Source organism: Clostridium sp., from assembly GCF_016650095.1.
In the GTDB taxonomy this organism is placed as follows: Bacteria; Bacillota; Clostridia; order Clostridiales; family Clostridiaceae; genus Clostridium_AD.
Window position 1 is genome coordinate 1 of record NZ_JAENWL010000349.1, and the last position, 4,049, is coordinate 4,049.

1 protein-coding gene is annotated in these 4,049 nt (G+C 34.0%); it reads right to left on the minus strand.

Annotated elements, in window-relative coordinates:
- The coding region (locus JJE11_RS15990; RefSeq protein WP_291637408.1) for an acyl-CoA dehydratase activase-related protein at positions 1 to 3,623 on the minus strand (3,623 nt) is incomplete at its 3' end.
- Between the last annotated feature and the right edge of the window lie 426 nt (positions 3,624 to 4,049).

Below are 4,049 nucleotides of genomic sequence, written 5' to 3' on the forward strand. Positions count from 1 at the left end.
ACTTCTAAATTATCAAATTCAGCTACTATAGAAGATATAATATCTTTAAACTCTTGACTTTTACCTCTTATAACAGCTTCTTTGCATATTTTTACCCATTTTTCATAAAGTAAATTAGTTGAGCCTATTATCATCTCATAAGGTCTCACCCTGTAGAGGACCCTCATAAGTATATCCCCGTATACCAATGCCATTATTGATTTTTTAACCATGGGATATGTGAACTTAAAACCTGGATTTTTCTCAAGACCAGCAGCATTTAATGATATCACTGGAATTTCAGGAAATCCTGCTTCCTTCAAGCCTTTTCTAAGGAATCCAATATAATTTGTAGCTCTACACCCTCCGCAAGTTTGAGAAATTATAACAGAGGTATTATCTATCTCATATTCACCTGATTTTAAAGCAGCAATTATTTGTCCTACTACAATTATTGTAGGGTAACAGGCATCATTGTTTACATATTTTAAGCCTTCATCTACAGCTTCGTTATCTACTGAAGGTAAAATCTTCAAATTGTATCCCGATGCATTAAAAGCTTCCTGTAAAAATTGAAAGTGTATTGGAGACATTTGTGGACATAAAATAGTGTGTTTTTTTCTCATTTCCTGAGTAAAAATAACCCTACTGTGGATCTCCACATTTTTTTTATGTGAAATTCCATTCTTATCTCTTTCATTGAGTGCGGCCTTTAAGGATCTGACTCTAATTCTTGCTGCTCCCAAATTATTTCCTTCATCAATTTTTAAAGTTGTAAATATCTTGCCACTATTTTCTAAAATCTCTCCAACTTGGTCCGTAGTAACTGCATCGAGTCCACAGCCAAAAGAATTTAGCTGAATAAGCTCAATATTTGGTTCATGGGCTACAAAACTCGCTGCAGCGTATAGCCTAGAATGGTATACCCACTGATCTACAGTTCTTAAAGGTCTTTCAACAATGCCTAAATGAGCCACGCTGTCCTCTGTAAGTACAGGCATATCAAAATCTGTGATTAAACTTGGAATTCCATGGTTAATCTCTGGGTCTATATGATACGGCCTCCCAGCTAAGACGATGCCCTTCTTTCCAGTCCTTCTAATATATTCTACGACTTCCTCACCTTTACTTTGAATGTCCGATTTTACCTTTTCTGTTTCGGTCCATGCCCTCTCAACTGCCAATGAAATTTCTCTTTTTTCAATTCCAAAACTTTTAAACTCATCAGCTAATCTCACAATTAATTTTTTCTTATTATCTAGAGCGATAAAAGGGTTTAGAAACACAATATCTCTTTCCTTCAAAATATCCATATTATTTTTTATTACCTCAGGATATGAAGTTACTATAGGACAATTAAAATTATTATCCGCTCCCTTCTGTTCCTTTCTCTCATATGGAATACAAGGATAGAATATAGTGTCTATCCCCTTATTTATAAGGCTCATAATGTGTCCATGTGCTATTTTAGCAGGATAACAAGCAGATTCTGATGGAATAGTCTCTATCCCCATTTCATATACCTGCTTCGAAGATCTTTGTGACAATTCAACCCTAAATCCTAAATTCGTAAAAAAGGTAAACCAGAATGGGTAATTCTCATATATGTTAAGTACTCTTGGAATACCTATTACGCCCCTAGAGGCTTCTTCCTTCTTTAGGGGAATATAGTTGAACATTCTTTTATATTTATAATCATATACATTAGGAATCTCTTCTTTTTTATTACTATTTCCAAGTGCTTTTTCACAGCGATTACCAGATATAAATTCCCGATCATTATCAAATTTATTAATTGTAAGAACACATTGATTTTCACAATGTTTACATCTTCCCATGGTCGTTTCTACTTTAAAACTATCCAATTGCTTCGTAGATAATAATGTAGATTTTTTGCCTTCCACCGCTCTTTCCTTTGCAATAAGTGCAGCCCCATATGCACCCATTAGCCCTGCAATGTCTGGCCTAACTGCCTCTCTCCCTGAAATAATTTCAAAGGCTCTAAGTACTGCATCATTATAAAATGTTCCACCTTGAACGATTATTTTTTTGCCCATGTCTTTCGGATCTCTTATCTTAATAACCTTAAGTAGTGCATTTTTTATAACCGAATAAGAAAGTCCTGCTGATATATCCCCGACCGATGCACCTTCCTTCTGAGACTGCTTAACTCTTGAGTTCATAAACACAGTGCATCTTGAACCTAAGTCCACTGGACTTTTAGCACATACGGCTGAATTTGCAAATTCTCCTATTTTCATATTTAAAGACTGAGCAAATGTTTCTATAAAAGAACCACAACCAGAGGAGCATGCTTCATTTAGCATTATACTATCAATTACACCATCTTTTATTTTTAAACACTTCATATCCTGTCCACCAATATCTAATATGAAATCTACCCCTGGTAAAAAGTATTCTGCCGCCTTGTAATGAGCTATGGTTTCAATTTCTCCAATATCCACTTTTAGTGCTGCCTTTATTAACATTTCACCATAACCTGTAATTGCTGAATTTGCAATAATAGCTCCACTTGGCAAAATAGTATATATATGTTTTAATATTTTCCTAACTACCATTAGTGGATTACCTTCATTACTACCGTAGTATGAGTATAACACTGTCCCTTCATCACCTATAAGTGTAACTTTCGTAGTTGTAGACCCGGCATCTATCCCTAAAAAACAATTTCCTGTGTAACTTGCAAGTTCGCGCCTTGCTACCTTATATTCACTCTGCCTTTTATTAAAAGCTTGCAGCTCCGCATCATTTGAAAATAGCGGTCTAAGTCTTTGAACATCCAGACTAGATACTTCTTTTAACTTTGGAAGCTGGTCCTTTAATTCTTTGAAGGACATAATATCCTCATCCTTTGATGACATAGCAGCCCCTAGCGCAACAAATAACTGAGAATCCTCTGGGAAAATAATTTGGCTCTCTGTTAACTTCAAAGTTTCAATGAACCTTTGTCGTAGTTCAGATAAAAAATATAGTGGCCCACCTAAAAAAGCAACATTCCCCCTAATTGGTCTGCCACAAGCAAGTCCGCTAATAGTTTGATTAACTACTGACTGGAAAACCGACACAGCAATATCTTCTCTTGCAGCACCCTCATTTAATAAGGGTTGAATATCAGTTTTCGCAAAAACTCCGCATCTAGCAGCAATTGGATATATTGTTTTATAAGTTTTTGCAAGTTCATTAAGTCCTGTTGCATCTGTTTGAAGCAGTGATGCCATCTGATCAATAAATGCACCTGTACCTCCAGCACAAGTACCATTCATTCTTTGGTCTATTCCTCCATCGAAATATATAATCTTTGCATCTTCTCCACCGAGTTCTATTGCCACATTAGTGCTTGGTATAATATTTTCTATAGCATACGTACTGGCAATTACTTCTTGAATAAATGGTATTTGAAGCCATTTAGATAAAGCTAGTCCACCAGATCCAGTTACCACTATAGTAATATTGCATTCTCTAAAATTGTTATAAGCCTCATATAAAAGATCGGCTATGGTACTTTTTATATCAGAAAAATGTCTCTGATACTTACTATATATTATTCTTTCTTGCTGATTTAGCACTACTATCTTAACAGTAGTGGATCCTATATCTAATCCAACATGTAATATTTTTTTCATAATTATTTCTCTTCCTCCACAAGTTTGAATTTACTTGAGCTTTTCTAATCATAAAAGTTAAATACATAGATTTATACAGTTCAATTCAAACTGAATTTTTTCAATTCTTTAGATGCTTCAGTCAATATCCCAATATCTAACTAAATTGACTAACTATTTATTTATATTCATCTTTATGTTTATTTATATCATATCTTTATTCCTGAGAAACTAAATTTATTCCCTGTTCTGCACTCCTCCTTGATATGATTCTATTAACTAACTATTACTTAATTTATTTTATAACTATCAATCACATTTACATAAAATTAACTTACAATTACAAGATATTATAACTCAATAAATATAATATATCAATCCATATTTTCTTTATTACTTTATAGGTTATTCCTTACTTCATAAGCAAATCTAGGGAATTACATGCGA